This is a genomic window from Clostridioides sp. GD02377 (genome assembly GCF_045899875.1).
Taxonomy (GTDB): Bacteria; Bacillota; Clostridia; order Peptostreptococcales; family Peptostreptococcaceae; genus Clostridioides; species Clostridioides difficile_A.
The window spans coordinates 105,018-124,469 of sequence record NZ_JBJODA010000006.1 but is presented as its reverse complement, the minus strand read 5'-3'; the positions used below and the strand labels follow the sequence as shown (position 1 = coordinate 124,469).

16 protein-coding genes are annotated in these 19,452 nt (G+C 28.0%); 4 read left to right on the top strand and 12 right to left on the bottom strand.

The annotated features are described in order from the left end of the window. Window positions 1-120 precede the first annotated feature (120 nt). Window positions 121-486, bottom strand: coding sequence for a hypothetical protein (locus tag Q3304_RS06780; RefSeq protein ID WP_407813865.1), 366 nt, complete (start codon window positions 484-486; stop codon window positions 121-123). 348 nt (window positions 487-834) lie between these two features. Between Q3304_RS06780 and Q3304_RS06775 the strand changes: the two genes are divergently transcribed. Continuing rightward, complete coding sequence (locus Q3304_RS06775; RefSeq protein ID WP_407813866.1) at window positions 835-1,803, top strand: L-lactate dehydrogenase; 969 nt, start codon at window positions 835-837, stop codon at window positions 1,801-1,803. A gap of 101 nt (window positions 1,804-1,904) precedes the next feature. Beyond that, a complete protein-coding gene (locus Q3304_RS06770; protein ID WP_265340538.1) occupies window positions 1,905-2,027 on the top strand; it encodes a hypothetical protein in 123 nt (40 codons plus the stop codon). Window positions 2,028-2,154: 127 nt separating this feature from the next. Here the strand turns inward: Q3304_RS06770 and Q3304_RS06765 are convergent, their stop codons facing one another. The 5 genes from Q3304_RS06765 to Q3304_RS06745 all read right to left on the bottom strand — a co-directional run bounded on the left by Q3304_RS06765 (window position 2,155) and on the right by Q3304_RS06745 (window position 8,229). Further along, a complete protein-coding gene (locus Q3304_RS06765) occupies window positions 2,155-3,285 on the bottom strand; it encodes a helix-turn-helix transcriptional regulator (RefSeq protein ID WP_074179631.1) in 1,131 nt (376 codons plus the stop codon). A gap of 154 nt (window positions 3,286-3,439) precedes the next feature. Then, window positions 3,440-4,393 carry a peptide-methionine (S)-S-oxide reductase MsrA gene (gene msrA, locus Q3304_RS06760; RefSeq protein WP_054270624.1) on the bottom strand — a complete coding sequence of 318 codons (954 nt, stop codon included), beginning with the start codon at window positions 4,391-4,393 and terminating at the stop codon, window positions 3,440-3,442. Window positions 4,394-4,517: 124 nt separating this feature from the next. After that, window positions 4,518-5,423: a patatin-like phospholipase family protein gene (locus Q3304_RS06755; protein ID WP_407813867.1), complete on the bottom strand. Its 906-nt coding sequence runs from the start codon at window positions 5,421-5,423 to the stop codon at window positions 4,518-4,520. 427 nt (window positions 5,424-5,850) lie between these two features. Continuing rightward, window positions 5,851-7,443, bottom strand: a complete 1,593-nt coding sequence (hcp, locus tag Q3304_RS06750) for a hydroxylamine reductase (protein WP_407813868.1) — start codon at window positions 7,441-7,443, stop codon at window positions 5,851-5,853. A gap of 57 nt (window positions 7,444-7,500) precedes the next feature. After that, complete coding sequence (locus Q3304_RS06745) at window positions 7,501-8,229, bottom strand: 4Fe-4S binding protein (protein ID WP_054270627.1); 729 nt, start codon at window positions 8,227-8,229, stop codon at window positions 7,501-7,503. Between the two features lie 164 nt (window positions 8,230-8,393). Here Q3304_RS06745 and Q3304_RS06740 point away from each other — a divergent pair, with 164 nt between their 5' ends. Continuing rightward, a complete protein-coding gene (locus Q3304_RS06740) occupies window positions 8,394-9,098 on the top strand; it encodes a Crp/Fnr family transcriptional regulator (protein ID WP_407813869.1) in 705 nt (234 codons plus the stop codon). A 354-nt stretch (window positions 9,099-9,452) separates the two neighbouring features. Here the strand turns inward: Q3304_RS06740 and Q3304_RS06735 are convergent, their stop codons facing one another. The 6 genes from Q3304_RS06735 to Q3304_RS06710 all read right to left on the bottom strand — a co-directional run bounded on the left by Q3304_RS06735 (window position 9,453) and on the right by Q3304_RS06710 (window position 15,902). After that, the gene (locus tag Q3304_RS06735; protein ID WP_407813870.1) at window positions 9,453-10,202 is read right to left on the bottom strand and encodes an amino acid ABC transporter ATP-binding protein; all 750 of its coding nucleotides are present in this window, start codon (window positions 10,200-10,202) and stop codon (window positions 9,453-9,455) included. Between the two features lie 29 nt (window positions 10,203-10,231). Further along, window positions 10,232-11,407: a M20 family metallopeptidase gene (locus Q3304_RS06730; protein WP_407813871.1), complete on the bottom strand. Its 1,176-nt coding sequence runs from the start codon at window positions 11,405-11,407 to the stop codon at window positions 10,232-10,234. A gap of 132 nt (window positions 11,408-11,539) precedes the next feature. Continuing rightward, window positions 11,540-12,337, bottom strand: coding sequence for an amino acid ABC transporter substrate-binding protein (locus Q3304_RS06725; RefSeq protein ID WP_407813872.1), 798 nt, complete (start codon window positions 12,335-12,337; stop codon window positions 11,540-11,542). A gap of 59 nt (window positions 12,338-12,396) precedes the next feature. Continuing rightward, window positions 12,397-13,059: an amino acid ABC transporter permease gene (locus Q3304_RS06720; protein ID WP_407813873.1), complete on the bottom strand. Its 663-nt coding sequence runs from the start codon at window positions 13,057-13,059 to the stop codon at window positions 12,397-12,399. A 283-nt stretch (window positions 13,060-13,342) separates the two neighbouring features. Continuing rightward, on the bottom strand, window positions 13,343-13,765 hold the full coding sequence (locus Q3304_RS06715; RefSeq protein ID WP_054270647.1) for a 4Fe-4S dicluster domain-containing protein: 423 nt from the start codon (window positions 13,763-13,765) through the stop codon (window positions 13,343-13,345). Between the two features lie 13 nt (window positions 13,766-13,778). Then, complete coding sequence (locus Q3304_RS06710) at window positions 13,779-15,902, bottom strand: molybdopterin-dependent oxidoreductase (protein WP_407813874.1); 2,124 nt, start codon at window positions 15,900-15,902, stop codon at window positions 13,779-13,781. 330 nt (window positions 15,903-16,232) lie between these two features. On the opposite strand from Q3304_RS06710, the gene Q3304_RS06705 reads away from it, so the two are divergent. Then, the gene (locus Q3304_RS06705; protein ID WP_407813875.1) at window positions 16,233-19,418 is read left to right on the top strand and encodes an SNF2 helicase associated domain-containing protein; all 3,186 of its coding nucleotides are present in this window, start codon (window positions 16,233-16,235) and stop codon (window positions 19,416-19,418) included. The last annotated feature ends 34 nt before the right edge of the window (window positions 19,419-19,452 follow it).

Here is a 19,452-nt window from a genome sequence, read left to right as displayed (position 1 = left end):
GATATTAATGTTAACAAATTTATAATTGTATATTATTCCAATATTTTATAACATGCATGCTTACTTATTTTCTTATATAATGAAAAGTATATTAAAACATGTTAAATTGTAAAACAAGCTTTAATCTCTTTTACTAATTTCATACATTATTAATGATTTTGAAATATACATTGCTTCTATAATATTCTTAAAACGTGTATGATGAGAAGTCCCCTCTGAAAATTTCATCTCTCCTTTTTCACATTTGCTAATAATCGAAGTTACAGGTGGTAAAGCTTCTATTAACTCTTCTTTTGTATATTTATCCATAATATCCTCAGATTCTATCAATGCCTTAGAAATATACAAGGCTTTTATCCTATTTCTAAGAAGGGAATGCTGAGAAGTCCCCTCTGAAAATTTTGGTTGCATTTTTTCACAATTAATAATACTTGAAGAAACTACTCTCAGTGCTTTCATCAATTCTTCCTTTGTGTAATAATTCATAACACATTTACTCCTTTATTTTTTAATTTGAAAAAACAGTATACCTCAATTTAATATCATTATCAACCGACATCATTATTATTTATGAACATATTCTACTCTTAAATGTTTTGAATATCCGTGACATTACATATTTTAATAATTATTAATAATTTTAAATATACATATAATACTTTAACATTCATTAATATAGAGTATATTAACATTGATTTTTTAAAAATTTTAGTATAAAATCATATTAAATAAATTTTCTGAAATAATAGAATATTAAAATATACAAAAACAGCTTTTAATAACATCTATAATTTTCTTATAAATGTGTCGTTGTTTTAGGGGGAGTGATATAAAATGGCAATAAAACCAAGAAAAATATCTATTGTGGGTTCAGGGCATGTTGGGTCTCATTGTGGATTTAGTTTGATAACTCAAGGGGTTTGTGATGAACTCTTTATGATTGATATAGATGAGGCTAAAGCAAAAGCTCAAGCTTTAGACTTAGCTGATGCAGTTTCTTATTTACCACATAAAGTATCTATAGACAAGGGAACTTTTGATGATTGCCAAGATTCTGATATAGTAGTAATAAGCGTTGCTGACTCTTCAGAAGGACCTTTACGTAGACAAAACACAACTAGATTAGACCTACTAAGACCAACCATTGGAATGATAAAGTCTATAGTAGAACCTATAATTAATTCTGGTTTCGATGGTATATTTATAGTTATATCTAATCCTGTTGATGTAGTCACAAATTATATTTGGGAAAAATCTGGTTTTCCTAAAAATAAAGTTATTGGAACTGGCACAGCTTTAGATTCAACAAGACTTAGAAGACTTCTATCTGAAGAAACTGGAATAGCTCAACAGTCAATACAAGCTTATGCTATGGGTGAACATGGAGACTCTCAAATGGTTCCTTGGTCTCATGTTTCAATTGGTGGTAAGCCTTTATTAGACATGATAAAGGATAATCCAACTACTTATGGAGAACTAGATTTGCCATCAATAGTTGAAAAAAATAAGAAAACAGGTATAAGTATAATAAATGGTAAAGATTGTACAGAATTTGGAATAGGCACTGCTTTAGTAGAAATTGTAAAAGCTATATTACATAATGAGAAAAAAATTCTACCTGTCTCTACACTGTTAGAAGGTCAATACAATGAGACAAATGTATTTGCAGGTGTTCCTTGTGTTATAGGAAAAGATGGCATAGAAGAAATTATTGAAATCAATCTGACTGAAGATGAGCAAAATGAATTTAGTAAATCTTGCTCTGTTTTAAGAGAACATATTGCACTTTCAAAAACACTTTAGATTCAAAATTATTTTAAGAGAGTCTTATCTAACTCATTTAAATAACTCTATGATTATTGTAGAGTATCATGATATGTATACATAAAACAAAATGTGATGAGATGCTAAGTTTTACAATAAAACCTAGAAAAATATCAATAATCGGAATTGGTCATGTTGGTTCACATTTTGGATTTAACTTGGTAGCTCAAGGTGTTTGTTATGAGCTACTAATGGTAGACTAAGATACTTTTTTTAAATTTTAAAACTTTATATTAAAAGCAGGTAAATTACTCATAACAAAAATCTTTTAACTAAGTTAATGTTAAAATCATCTATACCTGCTTTTAATTTCAATACTCAAATGTCAACCTACTTATTTCCATCAAATTTTATAACTTTGCTTTTTTTATTTATATTTTGAGATAATAATCCCTTTTTTAGTCCCATTAACAATTCTAAATCTTCTGGATAAAGATTTATTCCAAATTCTTCTAAACTAGATACTATACTATTTGTACTCATTATTTTATTTTCTATCAATAATTCGACTGCTCTTTTTAAATACATTGGACTTGAACCTTTCATTTTATCTAGAGGTTCTTCTCTTAACCACCCTTTTTTCTCCATCTCATTCATAAGATAATTATATTTTTTATAATTTATCTTACCTAGATTATATGCTCTAAAAAGCATAGCAGACATAGGTACAATCCACTTCTTCTTTAACTCTACATAATAATCTATGTCTTCTGGATGAATCAAGTCTTCTAAAAAACTCTCTTTTGGTAATAAAAATGCACATGCATACTCATCTGCTGAAAATTGCTTATTTGGTATTCTCAATTCACTTGACACTATATAACCAAGTTCATATGCTAAATCATAGTTTCTAATTGATGCTGATTTTTTATCATTGCCCAGAGATATTAAATATTTAACTTCTTTTCCAATTCTCTGTTTTTGGGTAAAGATTGTTGCCCCTTTTTTATCTACATTCATACCAGATATTATAATTCCATTAGATTCTAGTAAGTTTACCATATTTACTATTGGGCTGTTATTTAAATCCCAAAATTCTCTTGTTTTATATGCAAGACTTTCTATATCATTTATGTTAGTATCTGACATTATTCTTTTGCTTGGTAAATTTTCTTTTGGAAACTTAATATAACTCTCCATAAATGAGTATATTTTATGAATAATTATCATTTTTTCTCTATAAGAAATTTCTTCTACTCTAGGTAGTTTAGATTGAGGGTTAAAATGACTATCCTCAACAATAACATTCATATTTTCATGTTTATAAAAATACTCTTTTGGAAAATTTAATATATTTGATAATTTTAATGTATTTTCCATATTAGGAATATATTTATTTTCTTCAAAAGCCTTCAAATCTTTCTTATTTATTTTCGTTTCCTTAGCTAACTGTTCTATAGTCTTTGCTCTAAAAACTCTAGCTGATTTTAATCTCTTTCCATTAAAGTCTTTTAAATTCATTTGTTTTCTCTCTTTCAAAATTAAATTCTTAATCTATCAATATAAATTATAAGATTACAATTAATAATTTATCATATTATTGACAAAAAAACAAAAGATGAAAATATATCTTTTATTTTCACCTTTTATCTAAGTCTATAATAGCTAATTTTAATTATTTAAAAAGTTTTAGATATTCTCCATATCCTAAACCTTCCATCTCTTCTTTAGGTATAAATTTAAGAGAGGCAGAATTTATGCAGTATCTTAAGCCTCCAAGTTCTTTTGGCCCATCATCAAATACATGACCTAAATGAGAGTTTCCTTTAGCACTTCTTACTTCAACTCTATACATACCTTGTGAGAAATCGCTTCTCTCAACTATAGATTTATCTATTACTGGCTTTGAAAAACTTGGCCATCCACATCCTGAATCAAATTTATCTTTTGATGAAAATAAAACTTCTCCACTCACAACATCAACATAAACCCCTTCTTTATCATTATCATAGTATTCATTTTCAAAAGGTACTTCTGTCATATCATTTTGAGTAACTTCAAATTGTATAGGAGTTAAAGTCTTTTTTAACTCTTCTCTATTTATATTATTTCCATCCCAGTGACTTTTTACAAAGTTATACCTACCTGAACCTTTATAATACATATTATAGTTTAATGGTCTTTTTTTATAATAATCTTGATGATTTTCTTCTGCATCATAAAATTTAGTTGCTGGAATTATAGCTGTTACTATTTCGCTATCAAATATTTTACTATTTTCTAAATCTTCTTTTGACTTTAAAGCTATATTTTTTTGTTCTTCATCATGATAAAATATAGCAGTCTTATATTGAGTCCCTCTATCACCAAATTGTCCACCATCATCTGTAGGATTAATCTGTTTCCAAAATATATTTAGTAACTCATCATAGCTTATTATATCATCATCATAAGTTATTTGAATAGCTTCTACATGACCAGTTGTTCCTGAACATACTTCTTGATATGTGGGATTTTCAACATGACCACCTATATATCCAGAAACTACCTTTATAACTCCATCATATTTATCAAAAGGCTTCACCATACACCAAAAACATCCACCTGCAAAAGTAGCAAGTTTTATCATTTTCATCACTCCTTAAAAAAATTATATTTTATTTATTCCCTAAGAAGTAGCTTAATAATCTTGTATTTTCTTGTTTTTATCTAATTAGTAAAATAATGTTTGTAAATGTAATTATAAATTAAATCTATTTTCTATAAAAACTCTTTTTACTTATCCATCCAAAAGCATCCTTTATATCACAATTTTCGCCCAAAGATAACAGATATTCCAACTCATCATAATCATCCATAGCTACATTCTTTTCCATTTTTGGATTTAGTCTATAGTAATTATCTCCAAGAAGTTTTTGAGAAAATAACTGGCTCATTTGAGAATTTCCTTCTAATGTTATAGATATAATTGGTAAATCGGGTTCTTTATTAATTATCCAATCAATAGCTCCCCATTCAGTAGTATCTGCCTTTATACTATTATACACATATCCAGTTCCTATTGAAAAAAGTCTTGTATTTTTAAGTTTAAACCCACTATCAATGGCATGAATTATACATGCTAAACTTGGGTCAGTTGCTATTATTCCTCCATCGATATGTCGATTATACGTTGGAAAAAACACAGGAGCAGCACTACTTGCCATTGCTACATCTATAACCTTACTAGTCTTTGTAAGAGAACTTGGCATATTATTATAAAACACTGGTTTCCATGAGTTTTCTTCATTTCCTATATAAAAACTTGGTATCATTACTAATTTTTTCAAGTCTTTTAATTCTAATTCTTCTGGAAATATACTTAGTAAAACTTCTTTTAAATTTTTATTTTCATACTTAGGTCTTAACATTTCTGCATAACTTTTACTGAAAATATGCTTTGAATTTTCTATTGAATAGAGTTCTTTTATATCTTTTGGACTTACACCATACGCAAGACCTAATGCGATTAAACTTCCTGTAGATGTACCTCCAAACATATTTATATTATCTAACAAATTTGGATACTGATTTACCATTCTCTCAAGTATGGCTACACTCAATGCTCCTCTTAATCCACCACCATCAAAAGTCAATATATTAAAATTAGAATTTTTCATATACATATACCCCCATACAAAATACCTTATCGATTTTAAATTTCAGTCAAAATAATTTCATTATAGTAGTATATATATTTTATGCAAGTTCTATATAACGATGTTACTATTTCGGTATTTAAAGTACTTTGTACTGTACATACCTTATAATATCTAAAATAAATATTATAGAATATAGTATTTGTTTTAGATATTATAAGTAATAAATTTAAAGAATCAAAATAATTTCTCTACCTTAACATATTATAAAAAATAAATAAGAGGCTATCCCAAAGTAGAGATAAGTCTCTTTTTTATTATTGAAATGATAAAAATATATTTGATTTCATAAAAAAAAGAGTGCCTCATGAACTAAAAAGTTAATTTGAGACACCTCCTTATTTATTTTAATTACAAATACTTCCCTTCTTGAATATACTTATTTTCTTTATCCTAGTATTTTCTTCATATCTTCTTCTGGAGTAGATATAGGTGTTAATGCAAATTTATCAACCAATATATCCAATACATTTTGAGATAAGAATGCTGGTAAAGAAGGTCCTATATAAATATTCTTGATACCTAAATGAAGTAATGTAAGAAGTATACAAACAGCCTTTTGCTCATACCATGATAATACCATACTAAGAGGTAATTCATTTACTCCACATTCAAAAGCATTCGCCAATGAGACTGCTACTTGTATCGCACTATAAGCATCATTACATTGCCCCATATCCATTAAACGAGGCAAACCTCCAATTTCTCCAAGGTCTAAATCATTAAATCTATATTTTCCGCATGCAAGTGTCAATATGACAGTATCTTTAGGGGCTTGTTTTACAAATTCAGTATAATAGTTTCTTCCAGGTTTTGCACCATCACAACCTCCAACTAATAAAAAGTGTCTTATATCTCCACTTTTAACAGCATCTACTACTTTATCCTGTACAGATGAAACTGTACCTCTTGCAAAACCAGTAGTTAATGTATCTCCTCCATTAATGCCAGTCATATGAACATCTTCTTTATAGCCTCCAAGTTCAAGAGATTTCTCTATTACACTAGAAAAATCTTTATCTTCATCAATATGAATCATTCCTGGATAAGCAACTACTTCTGTAGTAAATACTCTATCTCTATAACTGTCTTTAACAGGCATTAAACAGTTTGTTGTAAACAGTATTGGAGCAGGAATATTATCAAACTCTTTTTGTTGATTTTGCCATGCTGTACCAAAATTTCCTTTTAAGTGCTTATATTCTTTTAATTTTGGATATGCATGTGCTGGTAATAACTCTCCATGAGTATATATATTTATTCCCTTATCTTTTGTTTGTTCTAATAATTTGTGTAAATCATAAAGGTCATGTCCTGTAACTACTATGAATGGCCCTTTCTCAATTTTCATAGGTACTTGAGTTGGCTCTGGTATTCCATAAGTTTCAGTATTTGCTCTATCAAGTAATTTCATGCATTTTAAGTTTATTTCTCCAGTTTTCATAACCAATCCTAAAAGTTCATCAATCGCTAAGTCCCCTCCAACTGCTATTAATCCTTCATAGAAAAATTCATTTACTTCTTTGTCTGTATAACCAAGTACCATTGCATGATATGCATAAGCAGCCATACCTCTTAATCCAAATAGAATTAATGATTTTAATGAACGTACATCTTCATTGTCATTCCACAAGTTTTTCATATCATAGTTATCATTTCTACTACATTTTGTTTCACAATCTAAACATCTAGGTACAAGTTTACTTTTTTCTATCTCAGTTTTTTCAATTTGTCTTTTTATAGCTTCATCATCAAAACTTACATTTGTTATAGTAGTGAATAATCCCTCTATCATAACTTTATCTGTTTCACTTGTTGGTCTATTTTTATTTCCAATAGTTGCTCTTGAAAGACCAATTAATACTCCTGTAAGCTCATCTTGTAAGTTGGCTGTACCCCCCTTTTTGCCACAAACTCCGTTTATAGTACATCCTTTACCCCCTGCTGTTTGTTCACATTGAAAACAAAACATATTCTCCATTTTTATTCCTCCCTTTTTATTTATTAAAATTTATTACATTTTTTGTTATTAGCTTAATTAAATTTCTCCATCCACAATTTTTCCATCTACAGATATAGTAACTATTTGCCATGGTATCATCTTTCCACTATTTTGTAGAGCTGTCTTAACAGCATTTACTATACCACCACAACAAGGAACTTCCATACGTGTTACTACTATATTTTTAATATCATTCGTTTTTAAAATCTCTGTAAGTTTTTCAGCATAATCTACTTCATCAAGTTTAGGGCAACCAATTAATGTAACCTTGTTTTTCATAAATTTATTATGGAAATTTCCATATGCATATGCTGTACAGTCAGCTGCTATCAAAAGACTTGCATTTTTTAAATATGATGCATTAGCTGGTACTAGTTTTATTTGTACTGGCCACTGATTAAGCTGAGACCCTTGTGTTTCAGCTGCTATATTATTATTTACCTGTTCATTATCTGACACGTCTCTATTTATAGATTTAGACTGAGAGCCTGGACATCCACATGCTAGATTTGTATTTTGTGCTTTCTTTGCTTCCATGTTTGCTTTTACTGCTACTTCATCATACTCTGCTGCTTCTCTATATTCAAATGAAATAGCATTTGTTGGACAAGTTGGTAGACAATCTCCTAGACCATCACAATAATCATCTCTTAAAAGTTTTGCTTTTCCATTTACCATTCCTATAGCTTCTTCATGGCAAGCTTCAACACATAATCCACAACCATTACATTTTTTCTCATCGATTTTAATTATTTTTCTCATCATTTATATCACCTCATAAAATTTTTTTAATTTAAAATATTGATTTTTTATATATTTATTTTCAAGACTTACATCTTTTTCTTTCAAATTTTTTGTAATAAGATTTTTATATCTTCTTGCTTTTATAAATTTAGTATAGTACAATAAAAACAAATTATCGGTTGCATATGCAACAAGGAAGTGATTGTTTGAAAAAAATTTTAGAAAAACATATAAATCTGCTAAAAAAAATTCCTCTCTTTGAAGGAATTAAAAATGACGAACTTGAAGCAATGTTAGAATGTTTAGGTGTTGTTGATAAGATTTATCCAAAGGATAGCATAATATTCTCAGTTGGAAGTGAGGTCACTTCTATTGGAATTATGCTTAAAGGAAGTGCACATATAATAAAGGAAGATATTGAAGGTAATCGAAATATTGTAGCTGAACTATTACCTGGAGATTTATTTGGAGAAGTATTTGCATGTACTAGACTACATAAAAGCAATGTCACAGTGACTACAACATCTTCTTGTGAAATTTTATTTATAAAGTTTAAAAGTGTAACTGGTATTTGTTCATCAACATGTGTATTTCATAATAGATTAATTGAAAACATGTTACAATTAATAGCTGAAAAAAATATTTTACTTCACAATAAAATAGAATTACTTTCTCGTAAAACGACTCGTGAAAAATTACTTATGTATTTTTCAAAACAAATAGAACAAACAGGTAGTCACAAATTTACAGTTCCTTTTTCAAGAAATGAAATGGCTGATTTTTTGTGCGTTGATAGGAGTTCTATGTCAAGAGAGCTTGGTAAGATGAGAGATGAAGGTTTGTTATCTTTTAATAAAAACAAGTTTGAAATATTCTGTTTTCAAAAATAGACTAGACATTTAAACTTGTCTACCTCAATATAAATTATGTTAATTGATTAAAATTATAAGTATTGTCCTTGAATCTTAAATTTATATTTTTACTCAAAAAGTTAATAGATGTCTAATTTATCCAAAATTAGACATCTATTAACTTTATATATTAATTGGATTTATAATTAGCTTATTTTTTTTGTAGTAATTGATGTTTTATCTATAAGCCAGTCTTTTCCTTCCACTAATCGTGCAACTAACATTGATGTTACTGTATTACCAGTTGTATTTAATATAGTATTAGGAATATCAGTTATAGTAGCTATTGTTGCTACTATTAGTTTTATAGGATTCTTTCAAAGTTGTCTAAATTTAATTAAATACTTCTTCTTTCCTAATGATATTTAAAAATTTTGCAGTTCTTTCATTTTTAGGATTATTAAATATCTCATTAGGAGTTCCTTCTTCAGCTATTACACCATTATCCATAAATATGATTTTATCAGCAACTTCTTTTGCAAAATTTATTTCATGAGTTACAATAAGCATTGTTATTCCTTCTTTTGCAAGTGATTTTATAACACTTAACACTTCTCCAACAAGTTCTGGGTCAAGTGCTGATGTTGGCTCATCAAATAATATTACATTTGGATTTACTGCCATAGCTCTAGCTATACCTATTCTTTGTTGTTGGCCTCCAGATAATTTTGATGGATAAAAATCTTTTCTATCCAACATACCTACTTTGTCTATTAATTTTAAAGATATCTCTTTAGCTTCTTGTTTACTTTTTTTATGTACTACTATTAATGCCTCCATTACATTTTCTAGTGCAGTTTTATTTTTAAATAGGTTATAATTCTGAAATACCATAGATGTATGTTTTCTTAAATTTGCTATATCTTTTTTTGTCGCTTTTTCTACATCTACCTTTACATCTCCAATCATTATCTTCCCTTTTGTAGGCTCAACTAGATAATTTAAACATCTAAGGAGTGTTGATTTACCTGTTCCAGATGGTCCAAGTATAGCTACTACTTCACTTTGATTTATCTCTAGATTTATACCTCTAAGAACTTCTGTCCCTTTAAAACTTTTATGTAAATTTTCTACTTTTATCATAGTTCTCCACCTTTTTTAATAAATATACTCTAAAATTGACATAAATAATCTACTGCAAGTTGAGATAATAAGGAAGATGCTATGCTCAAACATTTTTCATCTATATCAAACTTACTGTTGTGCAATTTATAGTTTATATTTTTTTCTTTATTACCTATACCTATATACATAAATAAACCAGGTTTTTCTTTCATATAAATAGCAAAATCTTCACCTGTCATTGCTGGAAAATCAATCATTTCAACATTTTCATCTCCAAGTATTTTGCAAGCACTTTTTCTCCCCAGTTCTATCATATTTTTATCATTTATAATAGCATCTCCTCCTGCACTCTTTTCAAACTTGCAGTCTGCTCCATGTGCTTTACATATACTTCTTACTATGTTCTCTAGAATTTTACTTACTTCAATCACTTTTTCCTGACTTACTGCTCTAATAGTTCCTTGAAGTGTACATATATCTGGTATTATATTTTTGGAAACACCAGAATTAAAAGAGCAAACAGATACTACCACTGGTACAACTGGATCAATTTTTCTTGATACTATCTGTTGAATAGACGAATACACTGCATTTCCAACTGCAATTGGGTCTATACAATTGTGAGGCTCTGCTCCATGTCCACCCTTTCCGATTATTGTTATTTCGAAAGTATTAGTTGCTGCCATTGCACAATTTCTAGCTATTCCAATTTTTCCTGATTCAATGGTTGGCCAACAATGACCAGCTGCTAATACATCTACACCTTCAAGTACATTTTCTTTAATTACAATATCAGAACCACCTTTTTCTTCACCAGGTTGAAATAGTAACTTTACATTTCCATTTAGTTCTTCTTTTATATCATTTAAAATCATTGCTGTTCCTAGCAACCATGAAACATGTGCATCATGCCCACAAGCATGCATATTATCATTTATTGATTTAAATTCTAAATCATTTTCCTCTTTTATTGGAAGAGCATCCATATCCGCTCTAAGTAGTATGGTTTTACCACTAATATTTTTTCCTTCTATAGTAGCTAATACTCCTGTGCCAGCAACATCTATATATTCTATATTAAGTTTATCTAGTTCTTCTTTTATAAGTTTGGATGTTTTAAATTCTTTAAATGCCAACTCTGGATTATGGTGTATCTGTCGCCTTATTTTTATGATTTTTTCCCTATTTTTTAGTGCAATAGATTTTATTTTAGTTTCAATCATTTACAATACCTCCATAACTTATTTTTATTTATAAAGACTACTATAAATACATTATAATACACAGATAACTATAGATAAATTTAGTATACTTATCTATAGTTATCAAAACTTTATATTTTAGTTTTGGAGTACTTATTTTTGTATATCAGCACTTACATCCATTCCAAACCATTTTTCAGATATTTTTTTCACTGTTCCATCTGCAAGCATTTCCTCTATTGCTTTGTTTACATCTTCTTTTATAGTCTTAGATTTTTCATCATTTTTCTTAAAGAAATATGCTATGTTAGTAACTGATAATTTATCATCTAATACTCTTATCTTAATGTTAGCTTTTTTAGCATCACCTACAACAGTAAGTTCCGCATCAATCCAGGCACTAACTCTTCCTAAGTCTAAATCTTGAATACCATTAGTTCCATCACCATAAACCTTTTCTTCAAATAAATTATCTTTATTAACACTAGCTGCAACTTGTTGACCTTGAGAACCTTCTGATACTGCTACAACTTTTCCTTTTAAATCTTCAAGTTTATTAATTTCATTATTTCCATCTTTTACAGCGATACATACAGCATCAGAACCATAAGGTATAGAGGCATCATATTTTTCTAATCTTTCTTTAGACATTCCAAAGAAGTTGGCTGCTACATCAACTTTACCAGAATCTAACATACCAAATATAGAACTAAAACCTGTTGGCTCCATTTTTATTTCATATCCACTTCTTTTACCAATCTCTTTCCACATGTCAACTTCAAAACCTTTATGCTCACCATTGTCAACATAAGAATATGGGTCGGCTGAATTAGATGAAGCTACATTTATAACCTTTTCATCCTTTGCTTCCTCTTTTTTTGAACAACCAGTAGTTACAACTGCTAATGCTAAAACTGCTACTAAACATTTTATAATATTTCTTTTTATCATATCTCTTCTCCTCACACCATTTTTATGTAAAAATACTTTATATGTATTTTTTTAATATTCTAATAATCGCTTATCTTCTTTTCTAACTTTTTTTGTCCCCATCCTAAAGGAGTTATTATACACCAATAAATTACCATAACTGCTCCATACACTTCAAAGAACTTAAAACTCAATGATCCTTGTGACTTAGCAGCACCCATTATATCATTTACTCCAACAACAAAAGCTACAGAAGACCCTTTAATTAAATCTATAAAATTATTGAATAATGATGGCAAGGCAACTCTTATAGCCTGTGGTATCACTATTCTTTTCATGGTTTGTAAATTTGTTAATCCCATTGCATATGATGCTTCTACCTGCCCTTTATCAATTGAAAGTATGGATGCTCTTATAGTTTCAGACATATAAGCTCCCATATTTAAACTAAGTACTATAGAGGTTGCAAATACTGGGTCCATGTTTTTAACAAAATCACTCATATATGCCAGTCCAAAATATAGAAAGAATAACTGTGGCATAAGAGGTGTACCTCTAAAGATAGATACATACACTTTACACATTTGATTCAATACTTTCACTTTGTAATAAGATGATAACGCTACTATTGTACCTATAATTAATGAAAATACTAATGAACTTATTGCCAAAATAACAGTTATATTGAATGATTTCATTATTATTGGAAATAATTCTAAAAAATATTTCATACTAAAAATCATAAAATAAGTCCCCCCTCACTTAATATTGTTTTTTGCAAGCTTTTGTCATGTGTTAAATTATAATGCAATTTTCTATTTATTGTATTATACTTCGACTTTGAACAACATAAGTTTAATATTTTTTCCATTCTTTGTCCAATAGCAAAAAACTATCCCCCATAGCCATATTATAGTATCCAACTATATCCATAAAAAAACTACATTAAGTTTGTTATAATACAAACTCAATGTAGTCTTTCACAAAAAACATCTTACAACTAAGTGTAAGTCACTATTTTTTGATTTATTTATTAAATTCTAATGCTCCTGTAGGACATACCATTACACAAGGTGAATCCATACCACATTCATATCTTTCAACACACCCATTACACTTATTTGCCTTGCCATCCTTGCTATAATTCAAAGCTCCATATTCACAAGCTTTCTCACAAAGTTTACATCCTATACAATTTTGATTATCCAATAAAACAAACCCATCATCTTTTTTAAAACAGCCTTTAGGGCATATATCCAAACATTTTGGCTCATCACAATGGATACATGCTAACGAAAAATATTCTATATTTTCACCATCTTCCATTGTAAATACACGTCTAAAAAATTCGCCATTATCTATATTATTATCATTTTGGTCTACACAAGCAAGTAAACATGCTCCACATGCTGTACATAATTCTTTATTAAATTTAAATAAACTTTTCATTTTATCCCTCCATCTATCTATTCATCTTTTCAATCTTACACTTACAACTTCTATATGCAGGGAATCCACTATAAGGGTCAAAATTATCACAAATGATGCTATTTACATCAGCTTCTCTGTATCCATGATACATATGTATATTTCTGTATAAAACTCTGTCCGTAACATTAACTTTCACATTTAAACTTCCTATCTTAGTAGTTATTTTTATATAATCTCCATTAATAACATCCAATTCTTTTGCATCTAAACTAGAAATATCACAACTAGCTTCATTTTTTAATAGCCTTGAAAGCTTTATGTCATGAAGTCTTGAATGTAGCGCATTTGGAATTCTTGCTCCTGATGTCAATAGATGAGTATAATCACTATCTATATCATCATTAAATCCTCTATATGTTGGTAGTGCATCTAACCCAAAATCTTTATATTTTTCAATAATTACAGATTTTAATTCAAACTTAGATGTGCTAGTATCATATCCATCTCTTGTGTATGAACCTACTATGTATGGTTTAAAGTCTTTACATTTTAATGGCAAATCACTTTCTTTAAGTTTATCTACATCCACACATGTATCTTTGAACATATGTCTTATACTTGCTTCATAACCTGCCTTTAATAAGTCATCATCTACATCCATAACATTTGCTAAATCTGAAAGTATTTCTACATCTGATTTTGAATCATATAATGTATCAATAACCTTTTTAGTATATGTAATATATCCACCTGGATAACTCTTACATTCTTCTCTTTCAAAAGATGTACATGCAGGTAAAAGTATATCTGCATATTTTGATGCATCTGTCATAAATAAGTCTATATTTACAAAAAAATCTACAGTATCTAATGCTTTGAAAAGTCTGCCAGAATTAGGAAACATTCTAGCATTTATCCCATGGCAAAACAAAGCTTTTATTTCATATGGTGTTTTTTCTTCTATCTGCCTTGTTAAATCCATAGCCTGAAATTGAGTCACCATCTCATTCCATAGAGGAAACCTTTCTCCACCAATTCTTTCATTTATATTTTTAGGTAGAACCTCTTTTACAAAATCTTTCTCTAGTGCTTGAAATCCACCTAACTTACCAGCAAAGTAATCTTGTTTTGGTATATTACCACCTACTCTGTCATAATTACCTGTTATAGCTGATAAAGACATCATTGCTCTATAGTTTTGAAATCCATTTTGATGATGAACTATTGGAGCTGCACTTTCATTTATACAAAACGGACCTTGAGACAACATATCTACTGCTTTTATTATATCATCCTTAGAAATACCTGTAATCTTACTTACAGTATCTAAATCAAATGATTTAACATATTCTTTATATTCGTTAAATCCATATACATGTTTTTCTATGTATTCTTTATCTATTAAATCTCTTTGTATAAATAGATTTGCCATACCAAGAGCCAAGGCCCCATCAGTCCCAGGTTTAACTCTCAAATGAAGGTCTGCTATTTTTTGAGTTGTTGGTGTTATTCTAGGGTCTACAATTATAAACTTTATTCCTTTTTCTTTTAATTTTGTTAGATTTACACTATTTAAAAATTTAGAGTAGTATGGATTAAATCCCCACCCTAAGTAAGTCTTTGTATTTTCCATATCTTGCATTGTAAAGTTTCTCCCAGTCGCAACATTTCCAGCCATCTGTGCTGATGTTGAGCATGAGCTAGATTCTGTGCCATAATTAGGAGAACCAAAGGAAGATGCAAACCTTTGTAAAAACGGTCTATACCACTTTCCATAACCTGTAAAAAATGCTACATGCTTTGCTCCATATTCACTTTTTATTTTATTTAATTTCTCTCCTATTTCACTATAAGCCTCTTCCCATGATATTGGCTTAAACTTACCTTCACCTCTTTTACCAATTCTCTTTAATGGTGTCTTTATTCTATCTTCTCTATAGATATACTCTCTATTACAAAGACCTTTTGTACATAGCAATCCTTTGTTCATTGGATGTTCTTTTGTACCTTCTATTTTTATAATTTTACCATCTTTAACATATGCATCAATTCCACAATGTATCCCTGGAGAACAAATATCGCACAAAGTTCTCTTTATTTCTATGCCAGTTTCTTCACATGGTATTTTAGCTTTAAGCAAATTACAACTATTCATATTGACACTCTCCTTTCCTAATAATAAATATAATTATTAAACTTATTATACATTCTTTTCATTCAAATATCATATTTTAAATCCTATATATTATAATATTTAAGAATATTTTAATAATAAAGCTTTATATTTCTAATATTTATTTAGATAATTATTTTTCATTCATAGTTTATAAGATAATACAACAAAAATCTAATAGTAAATTGTTATTTGCATATATCTTATGATAGATAAAAGCTATTTATATATACTTTAATTTTAGCTATAGATTTAGAGTGTAAATTAAATGCATTTAGATTATAATATATACAGTGAGGTAAGGTGAATAAAATGAAAATAGATATGATATATAAATTAATAAAAAGAAATACAGAGCCATCAAGGTGGTCAAGAGGTGTAAAATACTACACTAATCAGTTGGTTGATTATATAGACATAGATATTGATGACCTACAGAATAATCTGCTGACATTTCGTGGTGGAGTCAATTCTGAAGATAATTATAGCTTTTATTTTAGCTCAATAACTATAGATATAAGACATTTTAAGATAATTGAAAATGATTGTGGTTGTGCTGATTGTCAATCAAAGGGTGTAAATCAAAGAATTTTCATATGTAAACATATAGTTGCTATTGTTATAAAAAGTTTAAGACAAATAAAAAGTAAAAAAGATGTTCCTCCTATTTTAATAGACATATTAGGTAATGATAAGGATAAAAGTTCTAATACTAATTCTAAAACTAACTTAGACTTAAGTAAGCAACTGCTTTCTTTTTTAGATAATACTAAAAGAGAAAGAGTTAATTTAGATGTATTAATAAATATAGATTCAAATAAAGCAATTGCCGAATTTAAAATTGGAATTGACAAGATGTATATTCTAAAAAATATTACTGAATTTGCATATTCAAAACTTAATGGATATGAGTTAGATTTTGGAAAAAAATTTACTTATAATCCTAGCATTCATTATTTTGCTGATGAAGATGAGAAATTAGTAGACATTATAGAAGAATATGGCACAAATCTTTCATACAATTTTTCTTCATCATATTCAAAGAAGTTTATGGAGATAAATGCAAGCTCTTTAAAACAGTTTTTAAATGCTATTAAATACAAAGATTTTACACTTATTTTTTCTAAAAAAGAATACCACCCAAAAATATTAAATGATACTTTGCCACTAAAGTTTAATTTTAAAAATATAGAAGATAAAATAGTCTTATCTTCTCAAGATTCGCTACCTGTTCCACTTACAAAAAAAAATGATGTACTTTTATATGATGATAATCTATACTTGTTATCACATAAAAAAGCTCATGATTATTCAAAAATCTATCAAGTATTATCAAAATCTAAAGAACTTAAATTTGACAAGGAAGATTCTAAAGATGTTTTAGGATTATTGGTACCTAGATTAAGGGCTATATCTCAAGAAGTTTATTTAGATGACAATATAACAAATAATATAACAAAAGATTTTAGAGCTGAATTCTACTTTGATATGATTGATGGAAACATATGTTGTGATATAAAGTATATATATGACAATGAAGAGAAAAAATTTATACTTCCTAATACACAAAAAGAAGCTAAAATTGAGAATAAAATAACTTCTTCACAATTTATAAAGGAAAATAACAGTTATGTATTTAAAGGAAGCGATTATGACCTATTTACATTTTTAGATTCACAATTAGAATCTTTAAAAGAATTTGGAGATATATATTATTCTGAGAAGTTTAAATTGAAAAAGATATACAATTCTTCATCAATTCAAGCTTCAATCAATCAAACTAATCAAAATTATCTAGAATTTAATTTTAATATATCTGATATAAATCCAAAAGAGTACAAGTCTATTCTGAAAGCTTTTCAAGAAAAACGTACTTTTTATAAGCTTAAAGATGGAAACTTTATAGATTTATCAGAAAGAGAGACACAAGACTTTTTTGAATTAGTTGAAAATCTAGATATAATAGATAAATCAAAAAACAACAAAATTCATAATAATAAAGCTCTATATATAAATGACATGATAAAAGGTAAAAACTTAAAGTTTATAGATGGCAAAAAAGAATTGGATAGTATTTGTGAAAAATTCAAAAACTTTGATAGTATAAATTTGGAAATTCCAAACAACTTAAAAGCAAATCTTCGCGACTACCAAGTAAATGGTTTTAATTGGTTTAAAGTTTTAGATTATTATAAATTTGGTGGTATATTAGCTGATGAAATGGGTCTTGGTAAAACAATACAGACTATTGCATTTTTATTATCATTATCTAATAAAAAAAGTCTTATCGTTACACCCACATCGCTTATTTATAATTGGAAAAATGAATTTGAAAAATTTGCTCCAGATATAAAAGTTTTATTGATACATGGAAGTAAGAGAGATAGAGAAAAATGTTTTATGGAGTTACAAAATTTTGACATAATACTTACAACGTATGGAACCCTTAGAAATGATTTAGAAAAATATAGTGAAATAAAATTTGATTATTGTATCATAGATGAGGCTCAAAATATCAAAAATCCTGTAGCTTTGGTGACTGAATCTGTAAAAAATATAAATGCAGAAAATAAATTTGCACTTACTGGTACTCCTATGGAAAATAATCTTCTAGAATTGTGGTCTATATTTGACTTTATAATGCCTGGTTATTTATATAGTAAAACAAAATTCCAAGAGTTGTTCATAAATAAAGAAGATAATGTTAAAAATTTAAAAAAACTTATAAAACCTTTTATTCTTAGAAGAAGTAAAAAACAAGTTATGAAAGAGCTTCCAGATAAAATTGAGAAAAACTTTTTTGTCGAGTTAAATAAGGAACAGAAAAAGATATATAGTGTATATGCAAAAGATATACAAGACAAAATAAAAGATAAAAATCTAAAGAAAGATAAAATAGTTATTTTTTCTTACTTAACAAAGTTAAGACAACTTTGTTTAGACCCAAGTATAGTAGTAAAAGATTATGGTAAAAAAAGTTCAAAGATTGAAACATGTTTAGAAATACTTAGGGACAGTATAAATGAAAACCACAAGATATTACTATTTTCACAATTTACCTCTGTACTTAAAAACATAAGTAAAGAACTTGATAAGTACAAAATTGAATACCATTATATAGATGGTAAAACTAATGCTAAAGAAAGACTTGAGCTTGTAGATGAGTTTAATAATAGTATGGATAAAAAAGTTTTTTTGATATCTCTAAAAGCAGGTGGAACTGGTCTTAACCTTACATCTGCTGATATGGTAATTCACTTCGACCCATGGTGGAATCCATCAGTGGAAAATCAGGCTAGTGATAGGGCTCATAGATTTGGTCAGAAAAATTCAGTACAAGTTATAAAATTGATTGCTAAAGGAACTATAGAAGAAAAAATAATAAAATTACAAGAAAGTAAAAAAGAACTTATAAACCAATTTATAAATGGAGAATTATCCAATGAAGGTGTCTTGAAAAGCTTGTCTGATGATGAGATAATAGATTTATTTAATTAAAGTATTTAACCTTACAGCTTAACTATATAAATTT